Raw genomic sequence first — 22,438 nt, 5'->3', positions numbered from 1 at the left:
AGGGGGAAAACATGGGGGCGCACCACGCGAGGGCGCACCGGATCGCCCGGGAGATCCGGAAGAATCGGGAGCGGGTGAAGAAGCTCGGTCCCGGCATCATTACCGGCGGCGCGGGCGACGATCCGGCCGGGATCGTGACGTATACCGCCGTAGGCGCGACCACCGGCTTCTCCATGCTCTGGCTGATGGTCCTTTCCACGCCCATGATGATTGCCGCGCAGAATATGGCGGCTCGTCTGGCGATCATCACCGGCAAAAGTCTCCCGGAGATCATCACGGCTTATTATTCCCGAAAGACGGCCGTCTTCATGGTGACGTTGCTCGCGCTCGCCAACGTGATCACCATCGGCGCGGACCTTCAGGGGATGGCGGCGGTGCTGGAGTTGATCACCGGCGTGCCGTCGGTTCACTTTCTCGCAGGCATTACGGCGCTGATTGCCTACCTCGTGATGTTCAAGACGTACCGAACCGTCAAGCGCTTTTTCGTCGGGTTCACACTCGTCTTGATCGCGTACGTGATCGCCGCCGTTCTGTCGAGACCCGAGCTTCCGGCGCTGCTCAAAAGCACCTTTTTGCCGCACGTGTCGTTCTCCTCGGCCTATATCATGGCGGCGCTGGGCTTGCTCGGAACGACGATTTCGCCCTATTTGCTTTTCTGGCAGGCATCCGAGGAAAAGGAAGAGCACAAAACGGTTGCGCAGGCGGAGGAAGTCGCCTGGGATACGACCATCGGGATGATGTATTCGAACCTCATCGCCCTGTGCATCATCGTGACGGCGGCGGTCATGCTGTATGGAAGCGGACAATCGTTGGAGACGGTGCGAGATGCCGCCCTGGCGCTGCGGCCCCTGGGGTCCGAGTATGCCTTTCTGCTCTTCAGCCTGGGCATCCTCGCGGCCGGTTTCCTGGCGATCCCGGTGCTGGCCGGATCCACCGCTTATGCCGTGGCGGACACGTTCGGTTGGCGCGAAGGACTGGATAACAAGGTCAGTGATGCCAAAGGGTTCTACACGGTGTTCTTCGGCGCACTGGTCGTGGGGAATTTCATATACTGGTCGCCGATTTCAGCCGTCGATGCGTTGTATTACAGCCAGGTTTTCGACGGTATTCTGCTGCCCGCTCTGGTGGGGATCTTGCTCCTGCTGAACCGGAACACGCAGGTCGTGGGAGATCTGAAGAACTCCCGGTTCAACAACGTCTTCGGCTGGATCACGCTGGGGGTAAGTCTGGCCTTCACGATCGTATTGCTCGGCCGGTTGCTTCGGTCTTTTTTATGACGATGCTTGCGAGCGGGCCGGTTTCGAAGGGGTGGGTCAGTTTTTGGCGGCGACGGGCAGCGCTTCGCCCGAATAGATTTGCAGCTTTTCGAGCGGTTCCGGCGCGGTGCGCAGGCTGACGGCCACGAAGACGAGGACGTTGGCCAGGAGGCCGTAGATGCCTTCGTGCATGGGGACGGGGCGCAGGTCGGCGAAGAGGAGGAAAAAGGTGTTCACAACGAGGCCCGCCACGAGGCCCGCGAGCGCGCCTTTGCCGGTGGCGCGCGGCCAGTAGAAGGCGGCGAACATGAGCGGGAAGATCTGCGCGATGCCGCCATAGGAACCGAGGAGCAACGCCACGATGGACACGTCGGAGGCCACGGCGAAATAGTACGCCACGCAGAAGAGCGCCACCGCAAGCACGCGGATCCAGAGCCGCTCGTGCCGGTCGTCGGGCAACAGGTGCGGCGCGACGTGACGGACGCCGTCGCGGACGAAGATCGAGGCGGCCGCGTGCAGGAGCGCGTCGCCGGTGGACATGGAGGCGGCGAGCACCCCGGCGCACACGAGCCCGACGAGCACCGGCGAGAGGCCGATGCGGGTGAGGATGTGGGGGACGATGGTGTCGGCGGGGATGACGCCCGGGAAGGCGAGCACGCCCGCGAAGCCGATGAGCAGGATCGGGACGAGGAAAAACTGAAACGTGGGAAAGAGGACGACGGTGAGCCGGAGGCTGCGGTCGCTTCGGGCGGCATAACTCTTCATGAACAGGTGGGGCCACATCGAGAGTCCGATCGCCGAGACGAGCACCGCCGACGAGTAGGCCCACCAGTTCCACGGGCCGCCGTCGGCGCCGAGGCCGGGCGGTTTCAGCATCGCGCCGAGGTCGCTCGCGGCGATCTGCTCGAACATCGCGCCGACGCCGCCATAGAGCTTGTGCGGCAGGTAGAGCCCGAGCACCCACGCGATGGCGATCATGAAGACGCCCTGGAACGTGTTCGTCCAGCCCACGCCCATCACCCCGCTGGCAAGCACGTACGTGAGCACGACGCCGTACGTGACGAGCGCGCCGAGCCAGGCCGGGATCAGCCCCCCGGAGACCGTCGAGAGGATGTAGCCGGCCCCTTTCATCTGAAGCGTGAGGTACGGCACGAAGGCGACGACGCTGAGCAGGGCGAGCACCACCGAAAGCACCCGGCTGTCGTAGCGATGCGCGAGGAGCTCGGCCTGAGTGACGAAGCCGAACCGCTCCCCGAGACGCCGCGCGCGCGGGCCGAAGAAGTACAACGGGGCCATTCCCACCGTCCCGTATGCGATCACGTAATATGCGGCTGCACCCCGCGAATAGGCCCATCCCGGCGCTCCGAGGAACGCAAACGAGGAGAAGACCGAGGCGCCGAGCACGAAATACAAAAGCACCACGTTCATCGCTCGGTCGCCCGCCACGTAGCCCGCCACGCTGTGCGAGACCGAACGACCCGGCAAAATGCCCATGAGGAGTGAGACGGCCAGATAGGCGCCGCAAATCAGAAGAATCGTCAGAGATGCATCCACGGGATGAGAGAGAAGGGGCGGTGAGCGGGAGCGGAAAGTTCGGGAACGTCTGAAAAACGAGGCAAAAACCCCGGATCATGGGTCGGATCGGTAGAGCCGGATGAGCGCGACAAACACGACGAGGAGCCAGAAGACCACCCAGGCGAGGGAGAGCGGCAGGCCGAGCACGAGCGGGAAGACGCCGGAGACGAGCGAATACACCGGCCAGATCAGGGCCAGCAAGGCCGTCGCTACGAGGGAGACGAACACGAGCCGGCGTCGCCGGTGTTTCGGGGAAGCATGCGGGGAGAAAAAGACGAGGCCGCGGGGGAGCGGTGACGGTTCGGGCATGAGAAGCGGGATTGGCGGCGGAAAGGGCGCTCAGAGGTCAGCGGCGAACGCGGGGAGACGACTCGGGCACGCGGATGCGGCGATGCGAGACGGGGCGGCGGTCAAAAGGTGGCGTGTGGGGATGACGGCGTCGTCGCGGCGTCGTGGGGGCCACCGGTCGCGGCGGTCCCGGGTCGGGCGGCGGCGGCTGATCGTCGTCGCCGTCGTCGTCGTCATGGCGCATCATTTTGATGGCATACAGCCCGACCAGGAACGGGAATGCGCCAATGAGCAGGACTACGATTTCAAACATGGGGTGCGATCGGGAAAGAGCGGAGTTCTTTTTCGAAAGGAGACGCTCGAGGTCGAAGGGTTCTGCTTATGTTTACAGTGTTTCTATGAATAACGGTTCCCGCGCAAAAGGGCAAATGGTGCGGGAGAATTTTTTCCTTCGCGGCGAGCGCTTGCCTGATGCGGGCGCTCGGGAAAGGCGTGGGACGAAAGTCGCTCGAAGCCGAACGATTTTTCCTTTCGAAGAATGGTGGGGCCGCCGCTTCGGAGCCGAAAGGTCGGAACATATTGACGGTGTTGCCCTACTAGGCTCGTTCGCCTGCGACGGCGCGGGGCCAACGCACACGAGGAAGACCACAGGGTGATTATGAGCAAGACGGCAAAGTCGAAACAGAAGAGAAAGGGACGGGACAAAAAAGCGCGCCGGGTGCAGGCGCCCACGCTCCGGAAAGGGGCGCTGTGGGGCGCAATGGCGGCGGCCGTCGCGGGCGCGGCCCTGTCCCTGTATGCGACGAAGCTGACCTTCGAGATCGCGCAACAAGGCGTGATCGATCCAAGCGGCTGCTCGATCAACGACTGGATCAACTGCGATGTGGCGCATGCTTCCAGTTATGCCATGTTTCTGGGCGTGCCGGTTGCGTGGTGGGGCTTTCTCTTCTACCTGTGGACCGCGCTGGCGACGCTCTATGCGCTGCGCACTTCGAACAAAGAAGGCGCGGCGGGGGCCGTCGCCGTGGCATGGGTGCTGAGCCTCGGCGCGGTGCTCTTTTCGATCTATAAGGCGTATCACCTGCTCAGCCTCGGGGTGCTCTGTCTCGTGTGCGTAGGGATGTACGCCGCGAACCTCGCCATCGCCGCGCTCCTGCCGACGGCGTTGAACCTCTCCCTGAAAGACACCGGGTCGTTCCTCTCGAACTACGTAAAGGAGTTGATGGGCAAGCCGTCCGGGCTGAGCTTCTCGCCCCAGCCGACCCGTTTCGGTCTGCTGCTCGTCGCCCTCTTCGGCCTCGGTTTCGTCGGCATCAAAGGGTATGAGGGCAATGCGGTGCAACGACAGAAGCTCGACCTCGACCGGGCGCTGAAGGCGCATTTCCGTCCGACGCCCATACCCGTCGAACCGACGCCGGATGCGCCGGTATGGGGCAACCCGGACGCCCCGATCAAAATCGTCGAGTTCGCCGACTTTCAGTGCCCGGCCTGCCGCGAGTCCGCTTTTCATCTCCGGAGCGCGCTCTTCGAGTTCCGCGACGACGTGGCGCTCTATTTCATGAACTTCCCGCTCGACAACACCATCAATACCAACTTGCAACGGCAGATCCACATGCAAGCCGGTCCGGCGGCGCGGGCGGCCGTCTGCGCGCAGGAGTTCGGCGACTTCTGGGGCTATCACGACGATCTCTTCCGCGATCAACCGAGACTCGGACGCAACCTCTTCCTCAAACTGGCGGCGGATCGCGGCTGGGACATGGACGCCTTCGCGCAATGCCTCGACGGCGACGCCTCGCTCGAACGGGTGAAGCGCGACGTGGAGGCGGGCATGAACATCAGCGTGCCCTCCACGCCCTCGATCTTCGTCAACGGGCGGCGCATGAGTTACTGGCGAAACACCGACTTCGTCCGCGCCGTCATCCGCGAGGAACTGAGTCGGCTCAAACGATAATGGCGATCGTCAACGTCGAGATCAAGGCGCGGTGCGCCGATCATGCGCCGATCCGCGAGGTCCTTCGTTCGGAAGGCGCGCGCTTCGCCGGGGAGGACCATCAGGTCGATACGTATTTTGCCGTGCCGAAGGGGCGGATGAAGCTCCGGGAAGGCAACATCGAGAACGCGCTCATCTTCTACCACCGCGCCGACCAGTCCGGCCCGAAGCGCTCCGACGTGTGGCTCTATCGCATGGAGCCGGATCCGGCGCTCAAGGCACTTCTGACGGCGGCGCTCGGCGTCCTGGTCGTCGTCGATAAACGGCGGGAGATCTATTTCGTCGACAACGTAAAGATTCATCTCGACCGGGTTGCGGAACTGGGCGCCTTCGTCGAGATCGAGGCCATCGACGAGGACGGAAGCCTCGGCGCGTCGGCGCTTCAGGCGCAGTGCGAGGCGTTTCTCCGGCGCTTTCGCATCGCGCCCCGGGATCTCGTCGCCCACTCGTACAGCGATCTGCTGCTCGGGGTCTGATCCGACGAGCACAGGGGATCTCCCGTGCTCGTCCTTTTCATCCGCTGCCGGAGGGCGTGGCGGCGCAGGGCTTCCGTCGGAAGCCGGTTTACCGGAGGTCGCGGAGGTGGATGGTGATGGCGCCGGCGGGAGCCTTCAACAGGTTCTGGGCCGTGGCCTTGTACCACCGCCAGCGGTTCTTGCCGGTGCGCAGGCGGATCAGCCACGAAGCTCTGGCTTTGCCGTAGCACACCATGTCCGCGACGTCGCGCATCACCTGGTAGAGGTTGCTGCTGTGAATGTGGGCGAAGAAGCTGGATTTCACGGACTGCCGGGCTTTGTATTCGAGCAGCCGCCGGGCCGCCGGGGTGATGTGGCAGATGTTGCCTTCTTCGTCAAGGACGAGAGCTGATGTGAGGGGGTGAATCATTTCCTGGAAGCGCTTCCGATCCGGCGTAAAATTTTTTTCGGTCGTCTCAGGCACGATCATCTCGGGAAGGGGCGTCTCTCTCATGGCAATAGATAGGTTCTTTGTGAAGGCCACAGGTTACCATTTATCGGCAGATGAGCCGGAGAAATAAATTACAGGCTTGATGCAAGCGAAGAGGTTGGCCGTGCGCTTCCGGAGCGCGCGATGACCTGGAGGTATGCAATCCATACGAAGGGATCACGGCGAGGCCGGGCCGCAGTAGGTTGGGGCCCGTGCATATATCTTCAAGTGCGGGAAGAAAAAAATCGTTCCGGGAAAAATATCAAGGCTGGTTTGGAGGAAGGGAGGAACCGATCTTTCGTCTCCTTTGCCCGGGCGCGTGCCTATTTGAGGAGCGTCACGCGGCGGGAGGCGGAGAAGGTGCGTCCCGTGGCGCGAACGAGGTAGACGCCGCTGGGCAGGTTTGCGCCCTCGAGGGCGAAGCGATGCGTCTCACCGGCGGCGAGCGCGCCGTCGTGGAGGAGCGCCACGCGTCGCCCGAGCAGGTCGTACATCTCGATGCGCACCGGCTGCGTTTCGTTGACGGAAAGCGTGAACCGGGCGCGGGGGTTGAAGGGGTTCGGATACACTTCGGAGAGCGTAACCTCTTTGGGCAGGCGCGACTCGACGGCGGCATCCAGGGCTACTTCGGCGACCGGATCGGCCGGCTTCAGGTGCGAGGGACGCGCTTCAGAGGCCGTCATCAGGCGCGGCTGCTGACCCGCGCCGGTATACTCGACCACCATGTCGGAATTGATGCTCAGCCCTTCCGTGATGACGCTCTGCGTGCCGTCCGGCCACGTAATCTCTACCTCATCGACGGACGTGGCGGGTCCGATCAGGAAATGCAGGGCGAATCCGTTTTGCGCCGAAAAGCAATGACCGGCGAAGAGGGTCTGATACAGCGACCACGTCTCCGTCTGGCTGTGGACGGTCACCTTGACGCGTGCGCCCACGGCATCTTTGCTCACGTGAACGCCGTCGCCGACCGGACGAATGCGGAAGTAGTTGATCGGGGCATCCCATGTGAATTTGAACAGCCGGTTCGGCTCCTGCATCATTTCCGCAGGGAGTTCGGCGGGGCCGCCGTGGTTGACGACGACCTCGAGCGTGCCGTCCCCGTCGATGTCGATGAAAGCGGTGCCGTGCGTCCGATAGGGATAAGGAGGATAGTTGGCCGACGAACGCTCATTGATCGGCGCGGGGAAGTCGATCAGGTCCGAGCGGTTGACGTAATGCGGCATCATGCCGGGCTGGGTGTCGCTGAGATAAAGCTGGTCGAACTGGCCGCCGGAGGGGCCGCCGTTTCCGACGTAAATATCCGGGGTGCCGTCGCCGTTGAGGTCGCCCACCTGGCTGCCCATCACGCCGAGGTCGGGAATGAAGGGGTTGTTGATTTCGGCCTGATCCGCGAGGTTCATGAACCCGGTTCCTTCCAGGTTGATGAAGAGGGCATGCCCGGGGCCATAGGGGGAGCCGGACGAGACCTCAAAGTCGTTGGAGGTAAAGGCGAGGATGTCTTCCCAGCCGTCGTTGTTGAAGTCGACGGAGCACATGGTGAACGAGCCGAAGGGGTATCCCATGTCTTCTCCCGGCGGAGACATCAGCGCCGTGACATCCTCGAACGCAGGGGCGCCGTTTTCCACGAGCAGGTTGCGCCAGATCACGTTCATGTCCGCGTTGTTGTTCTCGTAGATGTCGAGGTCGCCGTCATTGTCGATGTCCATGAAGGTGGAGTGCCGGGTCGGGCGCAGCGTGGCGCCGAGGCCGAGCTCGTCGGTGACGTCGGTGAAGGTGCCGTCTCCGTTGTTGCGCCAGAGCACGTTGCGCCCGAGGATGTCCTCGGCGCCGGCGAGCGGGCGACCCTTTTCCAGAAACTTGTCGCTCATGAGGGGGCCGTCCATGAAACTGCCTTTCCAGATGTTGACGCTGACGAAGAGGTCCACGTCGCCGTCCCGGTCATAGTCGCCCCAGGAGCCGTTGGCGCTGGCCACGGGGATGGGGTCCGTCGCGCCGGGGGGGACGGGCCCGCTGATGCCGGCCTCCGCCGTCACGTCCTCGAACCGGAGCCGCCCCTCTTCCATGAGCATGTTCTTGAAGAGATAGTCGAAACACTCTCCTTCGTTGGCGCCGCAACTGACGTACAGGTCATAGTCCCCGTCGTTGTCATAGTCGGCGGCAGAGCCGCCCCAGGCGATGGCGTCCTTGAGCAAGATCTGCGTCATCAGGAACCGCGTGCGGCCGTTGCGCGAGACCCCGCGCAGAATGTAAGACGAGTCTCCCGGGTTGCCCACGTATAAATCAATTTGCCCGTCGAGGTCGAAGTCGGCGGCGATGAGCGCGCGTCCCCGGGCAAACGCGCTTCCGAAGTCTCCCTGAAAGCGGGTTTCGATGGCGATGTCATTCACCTGTTGCGCGCGTGCTGCGTTCGGCTTTGCAAAAGGGATTGCCAGGACGAGGGCAAACAGAAAGGGAAGATACGTGCGCGCGCGCGCGCTCGATGAAGATTGGTTCATGATGCGTAGGTTGATAGAGGCTTTGGGTGGCTTTAGCCCGATCGCAGCGATTGTATGCTGAAAATAAAAGAATAGGGTTCCCGGAGGCGTGGCGACGGTTCGAAAAATCGCGTCAAACAGAAAGGCTCGGACCTTCCTCCGGGGAAACTATGGATGCTCGAATACTTCCATCCACAGGATTCATAAGTAGTGAATTCCGGGGAGAAAATCAAGAAAACGAAGGAGCGCATATCTATACATAACGCGAAAAAGGGGAAGATGTGCGTTTCCATCGCCCACGAGGATTGTTTCGCGGGGCGTGTGCCTCCGGCGCAGCTAGAAAAAACGCAGGAGGCGCGAAGGATGATGGAAAAAGCGATCCGCCGGGTAAGCGATGAAAAAATTAATTCAAACTGGAATATGGAAAGCGCAATACCTAGTTTTAACGGGGCTTAGTTAGATATGCAGTAAATAGAAAGGCCCTCAGGGATGCATAGGAACACCAGGGAGGGGAGTGAGGATTGTATAGTTTGGCCTGTTGCATCGCGGGGGCTATAGATCTCTTTCTCTGAAACGGGAGGTGCAGCCTTGATTGTTCGAAAATGCACCGCGGCGCTCACGTTGGTCTTGCTCTTTCCGCCGTCTTCGGGGATGGCGCAAACGCTTTTCGTGGACCAGACCGCCGCCGGAGTCAACGTGACGCATTCCGGCGCCCAGGTGATCGACGACGACCAGTTCGGCACCGGCGCCGCATGGTTCGACTTTGACTACGACGGGGACCTTGACCTGTACATGACGGAGCGGGTCGGCCCGAACCATCTCTTCCGGAACAACGGCGACGGAACCTTCACCGACGTGGCCGCCGAGTACGGAGCCGAGGATGCCGCACATGACGGCGCCGGCGTGGCCATTGCCGACTTCAACAACGACGGTTGGCCCGATATCTATCTGGCCAACGCCGACAATGACGTGCTCCTCCGTAACGACGGCGGCGCGGGCTTTACCGACATTTCCGCCACGGCTTTTACCAACGTGCTCGAACAGCGCGGCACCACCGCCTCCTGGGGCGATTATGACGGCGACGGATGGCTCGATCTCTACATCGCTCACCATAAACACCTGCTCGACCGGGAACTCGATCATCACGACTTTCTCTTCCGGAACAACGGCGACGAAACCTTTACGAACGTCTCGTACCTGCTCGGCCTGAACAACCTCGACGGCTTCGGTTTCATCGGCGGGTGGACGGACTTCGACGAGGATGACGACCTCGACATCTTCGTCGTCAACGATTGTTTGCATGGCTCCCTCCCGAACAAATTCTACCGAAACGACGGAGGGATCGACGGGGAACGGTGGATCTTCACGGAGGTCAGCGTCGAGGTGGGCGCGGGACAGTGCGAAAACGGGATGGGACTGGCCCGCGGAGACTATAACCGCGACGGTTGGATTGATTATTACTTTACGAACAACGGCGCGTCGGTGCTGCTGAAAAATACCGGCGGCGCGCTCGTCAAAGCTACCGTCGAGTCCGGTCTGTATGACTATGCCGTGGACGAGACCGGCCATCACTGGCAGACCTGGGGCGCGAACTTCTTCGACATCAACCTCGACGGCTGGGTGGATCTCTTCGTGGCGGCCGGCACGCTGAATGATCCCATCGAAGAAAACCCGCAGCCGAACCAACTCTGGCGCAACAACGGCGACGGCACGTTTACCAATTACTCGGACATCAGCGGGGTGAATGATCCCAACATCGGTCGATCGAGCGTCTATGCCGATTACGATGGAGATGGCGACCCGGACCTCTTCCTGGTCAACTACGGAGGAGAGGCGCATCTCTATGAGAACATGAACGAGAGCGGGTACCACTGGCTCATCGTCGACCTCGTGGGAGTGGCCGGCAACCGCGACGGCATCGGCGCGCAGTTGCGCCTGCGCACACCGGATTTCGTCGAGCAGAAGGTGGAAGTGGTCGGCGGGAGCAGCCTCGGCGGAGGTGACGACGTGGCGGCCTATTTCGGCCTCGGTGAGAATACGACCATCGACGAACTCGAAATCCGGTGGCCCTCGGGCATCGTGCAAATCCTCAACGACGCGCCCGTCGATCAACGGGTGCGCCTGGTCGAAGAAGGGGTGCGTGTGCAGGTGACGCCGTCGGAGTGGCCGGTCGAGATCGCAGCCACGGGAGGGGAGTTCGATTATGAGATGACCGTGACGAACCACACTTCGGAGACGCAGGACCTGGACATCTGGCTGCACATCTCCGGGCCGAACGGGGTCAGCCTCACGCTCGGCCCGGTCAAGCGGACCCTCGCCGCCGGCGAGATGGTGGAGATGAGAGACACCCAGAAGGTGCCCATCACCGCGCCGGCGGGCGACTATACTTTCGAGGGGCTCTCGGGCAATTTTCCGCTGGGGACGCAATCCGACCGCTTCGTGTTCACCAAAGCCTCGCTGAAAAGGGGCGAGCGCGCCGAAGCCGGGGGCGCGGAGGGGACGGACGCGTGGGTTTCGACCTTCGAGGCCGCTTTTGCCTCGGCGGAGACGCGCCTGTGGACGCGGGCGGCTGCGCTGCGCACGGGCGCGACCCTCGGGCCGAAGCCGCTCGCCGGGCCGGAGACGCCTTCGGGCTTTGCGCTCGGAGAGAATTATCCCGACCCGTTCAATCCGACGACGACGATCCCGTTTCGCCTCGGCGAACGCGCGGACGTGACGCTGGCCGTGTACGACGTGCTCGGTCGCCGGGTGCGCACGCTGGCGACAGGCTCGCGAGCCGCGGGCGCGCACCGGGTGGCGTGGGACGGACGCGACGCCGCCGGAGCCGCTATGCCCTCGGGCGTGTATTTCTATCGCCTCGACGCGGGCGCTTTCTCCCGTTCCCGTGCGATGATGCTGGTGAAGTAATGCGGAAAAGTGCGGTCCCCCCGCCGGTGCGCGCGCGGGCTGCCGTACCTTCGGCCGTTTCCTTCCGCTGCCTTACCGACGTATGCGCATCGTCTCTCTTCTCCCGGCTGCGACCGAGTGGGTCTGTGCCTTCGATGCTTCCGAAGCCCTCGTCGGGCGCTCGCATGCATGCGATTTCCCTCCGTCGATCCGCGCTCTTCCGGCCGTCACACGTGTGGCTTTCGACGCCGGGCACGCCGGTTCGTCGGAGATCGACGCGGCGGTGCGGGGGCGGCTCCTCGAAGGCTTGAGCCTGTATGAGGTGGATCTCGACCGGCTCCGCGCGCTTCGCCCGGACCTCGTGCTCACGCAGGCGCAGTGCGCCGTGTGCGCCGTCGAGGCGTCGCAACTCGAAGCGGCCCTCGCCGCGTGGACGGACGGACGCCCCCGCATCTTCTCGATGGAGCCGGTGACGCTCAAGGAAGTGCTGAATACGGCCCTCCGGCTGGGACGCGTCATCGGACGGACCGGGGCGGCGATGCGCGTCGTGGCCGAAGGGGAACGCCGTCTCCGGACGCTCCGCGAACGTCTCGAGATTCCCCGAAGCGCCGATCCCGCGGCGTTCCCGACGGTGGCGTGCATCGAGTGGTTGGAGCCCCTGATGACGGCGGGACACTGGGCGCCGGACGTGGCCGAACGGGCGGGCGGACGGGCCGTGCTTGCCGACGCCGGAGCGCCCTCCCGATATGTGGCCTGGGACGACCTCCGCGCCGCCGACCCCGACGTGATCGCCGTCATGCCGTGCGGCTTTCCGCTCGAACGGACGCGCCGCGACCTTCCCCTCCTCACCTCGAAGCCGGGATGGGCCTCGCTTCGCGCCGTCCGGAACGGGCGCGTCTTCCTCTTCGACGGCAACGCCTATTTCAACCGCCCCGGCCCGCGACTGTACCGCGCCGCCGAGCTCCTCGCCGCCGCCCTGCACCCGGAGCGCGTCCCTGCACGGGCGCCTGGCGTTGCCGCGTGGGAGATGGAGCCGCTCGGATAAAGGCGCGGCCGTTGTGAAGCACGCGCGCGGGCCGTAGTTTTCCCCCGTCCGTTCCGCACCCCTTCCTTCGCGCCGATGATCCTCACCGTCGATCCGCATCCTTCGCTCGAGTTGGTCGCCTTCACCACCGTTTTCCCGAAGCCGCTCGGCGAGATGCCGTCGCCGCCGTGGCTTACCGACCTGCTCTCGCTCGACGCCGAGGCGCCCATGACCCGGAGCGAGGAGCTCCGAAAGGCCGTACGCGACCTCCTCCGGCACGGCGGGTACCAACCCACGGGGCGCGGCAAACCGGCGTCGGAATACCTCGTCCGCGCCGCCGGTGAGGGCCGCCTCGCCGGCATCAACGCGGCGGTGGATGCCTGCAACGCGGTCTCGCTCCACAGCGGCCTGCCCGTCAGCGTCGTCGACCTCGACCGGGCCGCGCCGCCGTTTCGGGTGGGGATCGCGGGGGAGGGCGCGCGGTACGTGTTCAACGCGGCAGGTCAGGAGATCCGCGTCGAGGGGCTGCTTTGCCTCCATGACGCCGGGGGGCCGTGCGCGAACGCCGTCAAGGACGCGCAGCGGACGAAGACGCACGCGGGCACGCGGCGCACCCTCACGCTCCTCTGGGGCACGAACGCTTTCCCGGGGCGCGCCGCCGAGGCGGCAGCCTGGTATCGCGACCTCCTTGACCGCCTCGGCGCGACGACGGAAAGCGTCCCGACGTGAGCCGGGAAGCCTCCGCTGCCCTCATGAATCCCCGGTTTTCGAAGCATGATGTCTGAACCTGTCCGCACCCTCGCGATGCCCGAACGCTTCTTCTCGTCGGAGACGGGGCGGCCGTTCGAGCGGTGCATCCGGTGCGCGCGATCCCTGTACCGCGACGGGGCGCCCTATCTCATCGAGAAAGCCGTCCGGCGCGTGCCCGAATACGATGCGACCGAGGTGATCTTCGAATACGCGATGTGCGTCGGCTGTTATGATGCGTTGTGGAAACGCTTCTCTGAGGAGTCGCTCCGGAACATCGACGCCTATTTTGCGAGTCGGGTCGACTTTGAGGGCCGCGTGCGGAGACTCGCCGGGATGCCGCCCGACGTGGAGCACTGGCTTGCGCACTGCGTGGTGAAGGAGACGCCGGCGGCCGAGTTGACCGAATATCAGATCGCGGGGCTCTGTGTGGGCGATCGGCTGATGCTCTCCCACCTGCCGTGCCTGATCGGCATGGAGGCCATGGACGAGATGGGCGGCTGTCTCTCCGCCGCGACGAAAGACGAACTCGACGGCTTCGCGGACGAGTTTCTCGGCATCCCGCCGGAACTCCGGTCCCTCTTCAAGGACACGAACGTCTTTCTCCTGTGAATCCCTCACGGGGGGCCTTGCCGCCGGTTTCTCGCTTTGCATCGCTTTCCTCCTCGCCCTACCTTTAGCCGTTCGCCCCTCCCGGTCTCGTCGCTCTAAACGGTGTTCCCATGATGCTTCTTCGACGCGCTCGCCCGTTCCTGTTCGCGCTCTCGGCTCTTCTCGGCACGCTCCCGGCCCTGGCGCAACCCGCGCTGCCGTCGGAAGACGTGAAGGCGGGCCGGTACGACAACGGTAAGATGTGGACCTTCGAGTATCCCCCCGTCGAATACCTTGCCGAGACGTACGACTTTCACCCGGACGAGGCGTGGTTCGACCGCGCGCGGCTGAGCGCCCTGCGCATCATCGGATGCTCGGCGGCTTTCGTCTCGCCGAATGGCCTCGTCGTGACGAACCACCACTGTGTGCGGAGCCGCGTCTCGCAGGTCAGCCGTCCCGGCGAGCGCCTTCTCGACGACGGCTTTTATGCGACCTCGCTCGCCGAAGAGCGGCCCATCCCCGGCTATTATGCCGATCAACTCATCGCCATCGAGGACGTGACGGAGGAGGTGTACGCCGCGCTCGAAGGCGCGCAGACCGACGCCGAACGGGCCGCCGCCCGCGACGAAGCCTTCTCGGCCATCACCGAGCGCCTCCACAATGCCCACGGTGGTGAGGACATCGAGGTGCAGGTCATCTCGCTGTATCAGGGCGGGCGGTATTCGGCCTACGTCTTCCACCGCTTCCGCGACGTGCGCCTCGTCGCTGCCGCCGAACTTCAGGCAGGCTTCTTCGGCGGCGAGTGGGACAACTTCACGTACCCGAGATATGCCGTCGACTTCGCGTTTCTCCGCGTCTATGGCGAAGACGGCAAGCCCCTCCCGACGGAGCACTATTTCGGATGGAGCGAAGAAGGCGTCGAAGAGGGCGACCTCATCTTCGTCATCGGCAATCCCGGCTCGACGAGCCGGCAGGCGACCGTCGCACAGCTCGAGTTCTTCCGCGACGTGCTCGTGCCGCACACGCTCCGCTTCCTCGACGACCGCCTCGCCGCCTTCCGCGATTACTACGCCGAGCATCCCGAAGAGGGCGAGGCGATGGGCATCCGGAACCTCATCTTTGGGATCTCGAATTCCCGGAAAGCATACAGCGGGCGGAACGACGCCCTCCACGATCCGGTCATCCTCGCCCGCCGCGCCGACGCCGAGCGGCAGTTCCGCGAGGCCCTCGAAGCCGATCCGAACCTCCGCGCCGAGTATGCGGGCCTCTTCGACCGCATCGCCGAGATTCAGGCCGAAAAGCGCGCGATGGGGCCGGAGTACGGGGCGTTCCGGCTCCTCGAAAATCCGCGCTTCTCGTCGGCTGTGCTCCGCCGCGCCGTCGCCGCGCATCGCTATCTGAAACAGAAGGCGGCGGGCGCTTCGGACGAGGCCGCGGCCGAGCTTCGGAAGGCGCTCCTCGGCGTCCGCGACTTCCCGGCGGACCTCGAACGGCGCGTCCTCGCCGCCCGTCTGCGCGAGTTTGCGACGTACTTCGGCCCGGACGACCCCATCGTGCGGGAGGCGCTCGGCGGGCGCACGCCGGAAGAAGCTTCGGAAGCGCTCCTCGAAGGCTCGGCGCTTGCCTCGGCGGAACGGACGCGGCAGGCGCTCGAAGCGGGCACGCTCGCGACGGACGACCCCGCCCTGCGCCTCGCCGCCGCCTTCATGCCCCGGTACGAGGACTTCCGGAGCGCCTTCGCCGGTCTCACGGCGCGGGAAGGGACCCTCGCCGCCGCCCTCGGACGCGCACGCTTCGCGGTGTACGGAACGTCCGTCCCGCCCGACGCCACCTTCTCGCCGCGCCTCACCGACGGCATCGTGAAAGGCTACGCGTACAACGGAACCCTCGCCCCGGCCTATACCACCTTCTACGGCATGTACGACCGGTATCATTCGTTCGGGCCGGATTCCGACTGGCGGCTGCCCGAACGGTGGCTCAACCCGCCGGACACGTTCCGTCGCTCGACCCCGCTCAACTTCGTCTCCACCGCCGACACCATCGGCGGCAACTCCGGCTCCCCCGCCGTCACGCCCGAACTGAAACTCGTCGGGCTGAACTTCGACCGGAATATCGAGGGGCTCTCGCGCGATTACATTTACCTCCCCGAACGCGGGCGGAACATCATGGTGGACGTGCGCGCCATCCGCGAGGCGCTCGACGTGATGTACGACGCCGACCGCATCGTGCTCGAAGTCACCACCGGTCGCCTCGCCGGGACCGAAGCCGAGGCCGACGCGATCCTCGGGCAATAAGGCCCTGCGTGACGCACAGGTCCCTCGAACCCGCCCCTCGGGCTGCGCTCGGGCTGACGTTTCGTTTTTTCATGAAATGACGGCGAACGCCGTGAGCTCCATGGCGCGAGCCGCGTTCCATGACCCTCGCAATCCAAACCTCACCCGACCATGAAACGACGCGACTTCCTGCAATTCGGCGCCCTCGGCGGCGCGGCGGCGCTCACGGGACTGCCGGGCTGTGTGCCTGCCGCGAAGGACGAGCAGGGCGGCGAATCCGCCGTTCCTCCATTCGAACTCGAAGAGATGACCCTCGCCGACCTTCAGGCAGGCATGGCGTCGGGGGCGTACACCGCGCGATCGCTCGTGGAGAAATACCTCGCGCGCATCGAGGCCGTCGATAAGGGCGGGCCGGGGGTGAACGCCATCATCGAGGGGAACCCGGACGCGCTCGAGATCGCCGATGCGCGCGATCGGGAGCGCCGGGACGGCAGGGTCCGCGGGCCGCTCCACGGCATCCCCGTCGTGATCAAGGACAACATCGACACGGCGGACCGGATGCACACCACGGCGGGCTCGCTCGCCCTCGCCGCCTCCATCGCGCCGCGCGATTCGTACGTCGCGCAAAAGCTTCGGGAAGCCGGGGCGATCCTCCTCGCGAAGGCCAACCTGAGTGAGTGGGCGAACTTCCGCTCGACCCGGTCGTCGAGCGGGTGGAGCGGGCGCGGGGGGCAGACGCGCAACCCGTATGCGCTCAACCGGAACCCCTGCGGCTCGAGCTCGGGCTCCGGCGCGGCGGTGTCGGCGAACCTGTGCGCGGTGGCCATCGGGACGGAGACGGACGGATCGGTCGTGTGCCCGTCGTCGGCGTGCGGCGTGGTCGGCGTCAAGCCCACGGTGGGGCTCGTCGGGCGTTCGGGCATCATCCCGATCTCGCACAGCCAGGACACCGCCGGGCCGATGGCGCGCACCGTCACCGACGCGGCGATCCTCCTCGGAGCGCTCACCGGCGTCGATCCCCGCGACGCCGCCACCGAAGCCGGCCGGGGCCGCGCCTTCGCCGACTACACGCCGTTCCTCGACCCCGCCGGGCTCAAGGGCGCCCGCATCGGCATCGTGCGCAACTTCTTCGGCTTCCACGACCGCGTCGACGCGATCATGGAAGAGGCCCTTGCGGCCATGCGCGACGCCGGAGCCGAGGTCATCGACGAGGCGAACATCGAGACGAAGGGGAAGTATGGCGGGGATGAGTACGAGGTGCTTTTGTACGAGTTCAAGGCCGATCTCAACGCCTATCTCGCCGGGCTCGCGCCGGAGGTGGGGCCGCGCTCGCTCGCCGACCTGATCGCTTTCAATGAAGCCCACGCCGATGAGGAGATGCCGTATTTCGGGCAGGAAATCTTCCTCGCGGCACAGGAGAAGGGGCCGCTCACCGAGCAAAAGTACCTCGACGCCCTTGCCCGGAGCCGTCGCCTCACGCGCGAGGAAGGCATCGACGCCACGCTGAAGAAACACAACCTCGACGCGCTCGTCGCGCCCACGGGCGGGGCGGCATGGCCCATCGACCTCATCAACGGCGATCACTTCGTCGGCGGCAGTTCGTCCCCGGCGGCGGTGGCGGGGTATCCGAACGTCACCGTTCCGGCGGGCTTCCTCTTCGGGCTTCCCGTGGGGATCTCGTTCTTCGCGAGCGCCTACAGCGAGCCGGTGCTCCTCAAGCTCGCGTTCGCCTTCGAGCAGGCTACGAAGGTGCGGAAGGCGCCGACGTTCCGGGCTCACGCGGCATTATAGGGAGCCTCGAACGGTGCGCTTCGGGCGGCGCGTTCCGCTTCGGCCACGACGCGGGCTTCCTCACGCGCGCCGAAGAAGACGAAGAGGGCAATGAAAAGGAGCACGGGGTTGAAGCCGAGGACGGCGAGGAACCCGAAGAGCACGGCCATGCCCTGGCCGGTCCACGCGGCGATGCGGGTGGCGCGGGCGTACGGCATCTTCGAGGCGAGCCATGCGCGCAGGACGCGGCCGCCGTCCATGGGGAAAGCGGGGAGGAGGTTGAACCCGGCGAGGAGGAGGTTCACCCACATGAGCATGCCCGGGACCGTCGTGTGCGGCGGCAGGAGCGTGTCGATGGCGAGTGAGCGGCCGGTGACCAGGTTGAGCGCGCAGAGCACGGCGGCGATGCCGAGGTTGACCGCCGGCCCGGCGACGGCGATCCAGAACTCCTGTCGCGGCTCGCGGGGCATCCGTTCGAGACGGGCAATGCCGCCGATGGGATACATCGTAATGTCGAGCGTGGCGATGCCGAAGCGGCGAGCCGTGAGCGCGTGGCCGAGCTCGTGAAGGATGACGCACCCGAAGATGAAGGCGATGAGCATGACGCCCGCGAGCGCGCCCCCGAGCGAAGCGCCAAGCCACAGGTAATACAAAAACAGCCCGGCGAACATGGCGAGCGTCGTCCAGTGGACGAAGATGCCGATTCGGGCAAAAGCGCCGAGCTTGTATACGTTTTTCATGGAGCGGGACCGGAGTCGAGTGGAGCCGTGGACGCGCCGTATGTCTGGGCTTTGCGTTCGGGTCGTCGAAAAGTTGCACGCGGGCGCTTTCCGAAGGTTCGGCGCTCGAGGCCGGACGTCCGTCTCGAAGTCCGGCGACGCCCCGTATGGATTTCTTTGAAGGAGGACGCCTATTTTCCTGAAGGCGCGCCTGCGAAGCCCTCGCGCAGACGTCGCGGCCTTTTCGAAGCCTTGCCCTTGATATGAGACCACCGGAATTTATTCTCATCGACCTCACCCTGGGCGCGGCGCTTGCGCTCGCCACCGTCCGGGTGTCCCGGCGGATGTCGCCTGCGAAGGAGCGGCGGCTGTATGCCGTGGCGCTCGTGGGGGCAGCGGCGATCTACCTCATCTTTGCGCTTCGGGGCGGAGCGGGCGCGTGGATCGGCGTCGAGGCGGCGGGGGTGGCGGCGTTCGGGCTCGTCGCCTTCCTCGGCGCGACGCGCTCGGCGTGGTGGCTCGCCGCCGGATGGCTGGCGCACGTGGGCTGGGACGTCGCCCTTCACGGCGCCGCCACGCCTTTCGTGCCGCTGTTCTACCCGATGTTCTGCGTCTCGTTCGACGTGCTCGTGGCCGTGTACCTCATCGGTCGTCGCAAAGTATGGCCCGCGCGGAAGCGTCGCTCAGATCCGGAGGCGCCGCCCACGACAGCCCCCACGAGCCGCGTGGCCGCCCCCGCTTCCACACCCTCCGACGAAGCGCCGGAAAAACCACCCGACCACGATCCACGGCAGCGCGGCCATGAAGGAGCCGAGCCCGAGGTCGAAATCGAACAATGAGGAGAGAACATGGAACGCGCCGAGCAGAAGAATCAGCCCGAGAAGCACGAAGGTCTTCCTGAGGGTTCCCATGTTCGGCCTGAGGGGTGGCCCGGTTCTGCTCGATGGGATCCCGGAAGGTCGGGAAAGTCAGGTTCGCCTTCGGGGCAAGCCTCCTTTTCTTCGAAGGCGGGGGGCGCATCTTCCATTCCCCGGATCCTCCGGCTATATTGAGCGCGCTCCGGAGGGAGCGATGTCGCGTTTTATTCTTTCCAATCGACGGGTGTGATGAAAAAAGGATTTAGCTTTTTGCTTCCGGCGCTGGCGCTTCTGGCGTTTGCGGCGGCTCCGGGAGAAGCGCCGGCGCAGACGGCCGGCGCGCCGGTGTTCGATGCCTCGATGCTCACGGAGTGGCGCTGGCGGCTGCTCGGTCCCTCGATGCCCGCCGGGCGGGCATGGCAGGTGGTCGGCGTCGAGAGCGACCCGAAGACGCTGTACGTGACGACGGCGGGCGGCGGGCTGTGGAAGACGACGAACCACGGCGCCACGTTCGAACCGATCTTCGAGCATCAGCCGGTCGCCTCCACGGGCGCGGTGGCCGTCGCACCCTCGGATCCGGACGTCGTATGGCTGGGCACGGGCGAGCCCGCGAACACGCGCGCCAACGCCTGGGGCAACGGCGTCTATCGCTCCGACGACGGCGGCGCGACGTGGACCCACCTCGGCCTCGACGACACGTTCCTCATCCCGGAGATCGTCATCCATCCCGACGACCCCGGCGTGGTATGGGTGTGCGCGCTCGGGCATCTCTGGGGAAAAAACGAGCAGCGCGGCATCTTCAAAACCACCGACGGCGGCGCATCGTGGACGAAGGTGCTCTACGTGAACGACACCACCGGCTGCGGCGACCTCCAGCGCGATCCGAAGAACCCCGACGTGCTCTATGCCGCGATGTGGCAGCGGTGGCGCTTCGGCGGCGGCGACATGGACGAAGCCGGGCCGGAAAGCGGCCTCTTCAAGACCACCGACGGCGGCGCGACGTGGACGCGCCTCACGGCCGGACTGCCCACCGACGATATGGGCAAGATCCACCTCGCCGTGGCGCGGAACAACCCGCAGATCGTCTATGCCGCCATCCTCACCGGCGAGCCGGCCCGCGGCGGGCGCACGAGCGATCAGGGCGGCATCTTCCGCTCCGACGACGGCGGGGCCTCGTGGCGGCGCGTCAACCCCCGCATGACGAACTATTATTACCAGCGCATCTACGTCGACCCCTCGGACGACGAGACGGTGTGGATGCCCGTCTTCGAACTCAACCGCTCCACCGACGGCGGGCGCACCTTCGAAAAGGTCAATATGCGCCACGTGCACAACGACCTCCACTCGATGTGGATCGATCCGAACGATCCGGCCCACATCGCCGTCTCGGGCGACGGCGGGGTGAGCATCACCTTCGACCGGGGACGGACGTGGCTCCAGACGACGTTGCCCATCGGACAGTTTTATGAGGTCTCGGTCGACGGTCAGGACCCGTACCACGTCATCGGAGGCATGCAGGATACCGGCCACTGGCTCGGCCCGCACCGGACGTACGACGAGGAAGGGATCACGCCGGCCGACTGGATCAAGCTCCGCTTCAACGGCGACGGCATGGCCAGCGCCACCGACCCCCGCGATCCGAACGTCCTCTACATGGTGCAACAGTTCGGCAACACTTCGAGGCTCGACCTCCGCACGTGGGCCCGAACCGAGCTTCAGCCCCGCGACCCCGAGGCTTTCCGAGCAAAGGGCCTCACACACCCCGTCCGGTGGAACTGGACGCCCGCGTTCGTTCAGTCCATGCACGACCCCGACGCGCTCTACCTCGGCAGCAATTACCTCTTCCGAATCAATGCGCGGACGGGCGACTGGGACGCGATCAGCCCCGATCTGACGTGGCAACAGGACCGCGTGTTCAAGGGCATCGAGGATGGCTATCACAGTTACGGGACGATTTTCTCCGTGGCCGAGTCTCCTTTCGATGCGCGGATGCTGTGGACGGGGGCGGATGACGGGCCGATCTGGCGCACCCGCGACGGCGGCAAGCACTGGACGCGCCTCGACGGGAACCTGCCCGCCGAGGCGCCGGAACACTGTGTGGTCGCCGAGATCGAACCGTCGCACTTCGACGCGGAGACGGCATACGTCGCGCTCGACTGCCACGCGCGGGACGACCTCCGCCCGTACCTTTACGCCACCACCGACGGCGGGCGGACGTGGACCGGGATCACGAACAACCTGCCCGCGCGCGGCTCGTCGTACGTCATCCGCGAGGACCCGGCCAACCCGGACGTGCTCTATGCCGGGACCGAGTTCGGCGTCTTCGTGAGCATCGACCGGGGCGGGCGATGGACGCCTTTTCAGAACAACCTGCCGACGGCGGGCGTGCGCACGCTCGCCCTTCAGCCGCGCGACCGCGACCTCGTCGCCGGGACCTTCGGGCGGGCGATCTGGGTGACGGACATCGGGCCGTTCGCCGAACTCACCGAGGATACGCTCGCCGAGCCCCTCCACCTCTTTGCCGTCGAACCGGCCACGCGCTTCCATGTCCGCGTCACGTACGGGAACACCATCGAGGAACTCAACGGCGACTCGTTTTTCCGGGCGGAAAACCCGCCCTACGGCACGACGATCACGTATTATCTCCGCGACGACGCGCCGGAGGAAGCGCGCGTGACGATCCGGGACAGCCGGGGCGCGGTGGTGCGCACGCTCACCGGGCCGGGGTCGGCGGGGCTGCATCGCGTGGTGTGGGACCTGAAGTCCGACGCCACGGCCGCCGAGCCGCTCCCGCGCGAGGGCCGCACGCTGAGCGAGTGGGCGTTTCGGCAGCTCGTCCCCCTCGGGACGTACACGGTGTCGGTCGACGCGGGCGGGCATCGCGCCGAGCGATACGTGGACGTGCGCCCCGAGCCGGACGGCGTGCGGCAGGTCCCGGCGCGGAAGTGAGGCGTTTCACGGCTTCCGCGACCCGCCCCTCGTACCTGAGACCGCCATACGCACGACGAAATACGGCTCACGCCGGCCCTCCGCGAGCTTACGG

At 65.3% G+C, this 22,438-nt stretch carries 17 protein-coding genes; 11 read left to right on the top strand and 6 right to left on the bottom strand.

What is annotated here, in order from left to right; all coding sequences use genetic code 11:
* Positions 1–11: 11 nt before the first annotated feature.
* Positions 12–1,277: an Nramp family divalent metal transporter gene (locus tag AC1HIY_RS02765; RefSeq protein ID WP_479575173.1), complete on the top strand. Its 1,266-nt coding sequence runs from the start codon at positions 12–14 to the stop codon at positions 1,275–1,277.
* A 36-nt stretch (positions 1,278–1,313) separates the two neighbouring features.
* Here AC1HIY_RS02765 and AC1HIY_RS02760 read toward each other — a convergent pair whose 3' ends face one another.
* From AC1HIY_RS02760 to AC1HIY_RS02750, 3 genes are all read right to left on the bottom strand, one after another.
* Positions 1,314–2,810 (bottom strand): sodium:solute symporter family protein, encoded by a 1,497-nt coding sequence (locus AC1HIY_RS02760; protein WP_479575172.1) that lies wholly within the window; start codon positions 2,808–2,810, stop codon positions 1,314–1,316.
* Positions 2,811–2,885: 75 nt separating this feature from the next.
* Entirely contained in the window at positions 2,886–3,140 is a 255-nt protein-coding gene (locus AC1HIY_RS02755; RefSeq protein WP_479575171.1) for a hypothetical protein, read from the bottom strand.
* Between the two features lie 37 nt (positions 3,141–3,177).
* A complete protein-coding gene (locus AC1HIY_RS02750) occupies positions 3,178–3,432 on the bottom strand; it encodes a hypothetical protein (protein WP_479575170.1) in 255 nt (84 codons plus the stop codon).
* Between the two features lie 345 nt (positions 3,433–3,777).
* Between AC1HIY_RS02750 and AC1HIY_RS02745 the strand changes: the two genes are divergently transcribed.
* A complete protein-coding gene (locus AC1HIY_RS02745) occupies positions 3,778–5,070 on the top strand; it encodes a thioredoxin domain-containing protein (RefSeq protein WP_479575169.1) in 1,293 nt (430 codons plus the stop codon).
* Entirely contained in the window at positions 5,070–5,585 is a 516-nt protein-coding gene (locus tag AC1HIY_RS02740) for a class IV adenylate cyclase (RefSeq protein ID WP_479575168.1), read from the top strand. The genes AC1HIY_RS02745 and AC1HIY_RS02740 overlap by 1 nt, the downstream gene beginning before the upstream one ends.
* An 88-nt stretch (positions 5,586–5,673) precedes the next feature.
* On the opposite strand, the gene AC1HIY_RS02735 is transcribed toward AC1HIY_RS02740, so the two are convergent.
* Both AC1HIY_RS02735 and AC1HIY_RS02730 read right to left on the bottom strand, forming a co-directional pair.
* Positions 5,674–6,048: a hypothetical protein gene (locus AC1HIY_RS02735; RefSeq protein ID WP_479575167.1), complete on the bottom strand. Its 375-nt coding sequence runs from the start codon at positions 6,046–6,048 to the stop codon at positions 5,674–5,676.
* 329 nt (positions 6,049–6,377) lie between these two features.
* On the bottom strand, positions 6,378–8,549 hold the full coding sequence (locus AC1HIY_RS02730) for an FG-GAP-like repeat-containing protein (protein WP_479575166.1): 2,172 nt from the start codon (positions 8,547–8,549) through the stop codon (positions 6,378–6,380).
* A 567-nt stretch (positions 8,550–9,116) separates the two neighbouring features.
* On the opposite strand from AC1HIY_RS02730, the gene AC1HIY_RS02725 reads away from it, so the two are divergent.
* From AC1HIY_RS02725 to AC1HIY_RS02700, 6 genes are all read left to right on the top strand, one after another.
* Complete coding sequence (locus AC1HIY_RS02725; RefSeq protein WP_479575165.1) at positions 9,117–11,435, top strand: FG-GAP-like repeat-containing protein; 2,319 nt, start codon at positions 9,117–9,119, stop codon at positions 11,433–11,435.
* 82 nt (positions 11,436–11,517) lie between these two features.
* The gene (locus AC1HIY_RS02720) at positions 11,518–12,459 is read left to right on the top strand and encodes an ABC transporter substrate-binding protein (protein WP_479575164.1); all 942 of its coding nucleotides are present in this window, start codon (positions 11,518–11,520) and stop codon (positions 12,457–12,459) included.
* A 78-nt stretch (positions 12,460–12,537) separates the two neighbouring features.
* The gene (locus AC1HIY_RS02715; RefSeq protein ID WP_479575195.1) at positions 12,538–13,167 is read left to right on the top strand and encodes a phenylalanine--tRNA ligase beta subunit-related protein; all 630 of its coding nucleotides are present in this window, start codon (positions 12,538–12,540) and stop codon (positions 13,165–13,167) included.
* A gap of 48 nt (positions 13,168–13,215) precedes the next feature.
* Positions 13,216–13,797, top strand: coding sequence for a hypothetical protein (locus AC1HIY_RS02710; protein ID WP_479575163.1), 582 nt, complete (start codon positions 13,216–13,218; stop codon positions 13,795–13,797).
* 113 nt (positions 13,798–13,910) lie between these two features.
* A complete protein-coding gene (locus AC1HIY_RS02705) occupies positions 13,911–16,070 on the top strand; it encodes a S46 family peptidase (protein WP_479575162.1) in 2,160 nt (719 codons plus the stop codon).
* A 150-nt stretch (positions 16,071–16,220) separates the two neighbouring features.
* Positions 16,221–17,840: an amidase gene (locus tag AC1HIY_RS02700; protein ID WP_479575161.1), complete on the top strand. Its 1,620-nt coding sequence runs from the start codon at positions 16,221–16,223 to the stop codon at positions 17,838–17,840.
* On the opposite strand, the gene AC1HIY_RS02695 is transcribed toward AC1HIY_RS02700, so the two are convergent.
* Positions 17,825–18,559 carry a site-2 protease family protein gene (locus AC1HIY_RS02695; RefSeq protein ID WP_479575160.1) on the bottom strand — a complete coding sequence of 245 codons (735 nt, stop codon included), beginning with the start codon at positions 18,557–18,559 and terminating at the stop codon, positions 17,825–17,827. The two genes, AC1HIY_RS02700 and AC1HIY_RS02695, sit on opposite strands and share 16 nt — an antisense overlap.
* Positions 18,560–18,801: 242 nt before the next feature.
* On the opposite strand from AC1HIY_RS02695, the gene AC1HIY_RS02690 reads away from it, so the two are divergent.
* Together AC1HIY_RS02690 and AC1HIY_RS02685 are read left to right on the top strand one after the other, a co-directional pair.
* Positions 18,802–19,377, top strand: a complete 576-nt coding sequence (locus AC1HIY_RS02690) for a DUF6010 family protein (protein WP_479575159.1) — start codon at positions 18,802–18,804, stop codon at positions 19,375–19,377.
* Between the two features lie 267 nt (positions 19,378–19,644).
* Positions 19,645–22,344: a WD40/YVTN/BNR-like repeat-containing protein gene (locus tag AC1HIY_RS02685; protein WP_479575158.1), complete on the top strand. Its 2,700-nt coding sequence runs from the start codon at positions 19,645–19,647 to the stop codon at positions 22,342–22,344.
* Positions 22,345–22,438: the final 94 nt, after the last annotated feature.

It is taken from the genome of Rhodocaloribacter sp. (assembly GCF_056451265.1).
The sequence above is the reverse complement of the archived record's forward strand: the minus strand, read 5'-3'. Positions and strand labels throughout refer to the sequence as shown.

Bases quoted from the DNA above. Each gene is read 5' to 3' on its own strand.
- AC1HIY_RS02765 (WP_479575173.1), top strand. From the start codon at position 12: ATGGGGGCGCACCACGCGAGGGCGCACCGGATCGCCCGGGAGATCCGG.
- AC1HIY_RS02755 (WP_479575171.1), bottom strand. From the start codon at position 3,140: ATGCCCGAACCGTCACCGCTCCCCCGCGGCCTCGTCTTTTTCTCCCCG.
- AC1HIY_RS02750 (WP_479575170.1), bottom strand. From the start codon at position 3,432: ATGTTTGAAATCGTAGTCCTGCTCATTGGCGCATTCCCGTTCCTGGTC.
- AC1HIY_RS02745 (WP_479575169.1), top strand. From the start codon at position 3,778: ATGAGCAAGACGGCAAAGTCGAAACAGAAGAGAAAGGGACGGGACAAA.
- AC1HIY_RS02740 (WP_479575168.1), top strand. From the start codon at position 5,070: ATGGCGATCGTCAACGTCGAGATCAAGGCGCGGTGCGCCGATCATGCG.
- AC1HIY_RS02730 (WP_479575166.1), bottom strand. From the start codon at position 8,549: ATGAACCAATCTTCATCGAGCGCGCGCGCGCGCACGTATCTTCCCTTT.
- AC1HIY_RS02720 (WP_479575164.1), top strand. From the start codon at position 11,518: ATGCGCATCGTCTCTCTTCTCCCGGCTGCGACCGAGTGGGTCTGTGCC.
- AC1HIY_RS02710 (WP_479575163.1), top strand. From the start codon at position 13,216: ATGTCTGAACCTGTCCGCACCCTCGCGATGCCCGAACGCTTCTTCTCG.
- AC1HIY_RS02705 (WP_479575162.1), top strand. From the start codon at position 13,911: ATGCTTCTTCGACGCGCTCGCCCGTTCCTGTTCGCGCTCTCGGCTCTT.
- AC1HIY_RS02700 (WP_479575161.1), top strand. From the start codon at position 16,221: ATGAAACGACGCGACTTCCTGCAATTCGGCGCCCTCGGCGGCGCGGCG.
- AC1HIY_RS02695 (WP_479575160.1), bottom strand. From the start codon at position 18,559: ATGAAAAACGTATACAAGCTCGGCGCTTTTGCCCGAATCGGCATCTTC.
- AC1HIY_RS02690 (WP_479575159.1), top strand. From the start codon at position 18,802: ATGAGACCACCGGAATTTATTCTCATCGACCTCACCCTGGGCGCGGCG.
- AC1HIY_RS02685 (WP_479575158.1), top strand. From the start codon at position 19,645: ATGAAAAAAGGATTTAGCTTTTTGCTTCCGGCGCTGGCGCTTCTGGCG.